Source organism: Seonamhaeicola marinus, assembly GCF_008085455.1.
Genome location: NZ_VSDQ01000020.1, coordinates 1 through 1,283 on the forward strand (window position 1 = coordinate 1; position 1,283 = coordinate 1,283).

1 protein-coding gene and 1 pseudogene are annotated in these 1,283 nt (G+C 30.9%); both read right to left on the bottom strand.

Translation table 11 applies throughout. From position 1 onward, the window contains the following. Positions 1-308, bottom strand: a pseudogene (locus FUA24_RS00160) (metalloprotease); the annotation flags it as partial. A 120-nt stretch (positions 309-428) separates the two neighbouring features. Beyond that, positions 429-1,118: an LOG family protein gene (locus FUA24_RS00165; RefSeq protein ID WP_147130726.1), complete on the bottom strand. Its 690-nt coding sequence runs from the start codon at positions 1,116-1,118 to the stop codon at positions 429-431. Positions 1,119-1,283: the final 165 nt, after the last annotated feature.

The window sequence follows — 1,283 nt, forward strand, 5'->3', positions numbered from 1 at the left end:
TGGGTTATTGAAGTTACAACACTATAACCACGTTCATCACTTTTTGCAAGGTGAAAATCGTTTATATACTCATCTGCAATACGTTTAGCTAAAGGTGTTTTTTTTGTAGCGTAACTATTACTCCAATTGTTTAGGTATATTGTTTTTAATGTGTCTTGCGAAGTGTTGAAATATGTTATGTTTTGTGAAATTTTTATGTTTCTATTATCAACATCAAAAGCAGCTTTTATGTCAATTTTATTCTGACTAAAACTGTGTAAACAACAGGTAAATGATATTAATAAAAAATTAAAAAAGTGAAACTTCAAATTTAGCAAACATTAAAGGTTAATAGTATATTGAAGGGGTTGCAATATAGCAAAATAAGTAAACTACAAGCTTAACATCACTTTATGTAAGTATTAATTAGCTTGTAGCTTTATGTGTTTTTAAAAATTAGGACTAAGCTGCGATTGTTTGTAGAAATTATCTAAAATTTCAGTAACCTCTTCAGCAGTGTCAACAAGGTGAATTAAATCTAAATCGCTAGGGCTAATATTATTAAAGGTATCTAAAAGTGTTTTTTTAACCCAATCTAGAAGGCCTTCCCAAAAGTCTGTGCCCACTAAAATTATTGGAAACTTTCCAATTTTATGTGTTTGAATAAGTGTGATGGCTTCAAAAAGTTCATCAAGTGTACCAAAACCACCAGGCATAACAACAAAACCTTGTGAGTATTTAACAAACATAACTTTACGCACAAAGAAATAATCAAAATCTAAATTTTTATCATGGTCTATGTATGGGTTGTCATGTTGTTCAAAAGGCAATTCAATGTTTAAACCAACCGATGTGCCGCCACCAAGGTGCGCTCCTTTATTTCCTGCTTCCATAATACCAGGGCCACCACCAGTAATAACACCGTAACCAGATTGTACAATTTTTTCGGCAACATCAACGGTAAGTTTATAATATTTGTGGTCTGGTTTTGTTCTTGCAGAGCCAAAAATAGATACACAAGGTCCTATTTTACTCATTTTTTCAAAACCATTAACAAATTCTCCCATTATTTTAAAAATTGCCCAAGAATCGTTTGTTTTAATTTCGTTCCAACCTTTGTGGTGCAGTTCTTTTCTCATATAATTTTCAATATTTTATTTTATTTTTTTCTGAAAACACACTTGCAAAATACATTGTTTTGCTTTGATAGTAGTGCAGACTAATTTAATTCTTTTTTAAGAAATTTAGCAGTGTAACTTTTTTTATGTTTAGCAACTTCTTCGGGTGTGCCTTCAACAACTACT

Coding starts and splice junctions, on each gene's coding strand:
- FUA24_RS00165 (WP_147130726.1), bottom strand. CDS start 1,118: ATGAGAAAAGAACTGCACCACAAAGGTTGGAACGAAATTAAAACAAAC.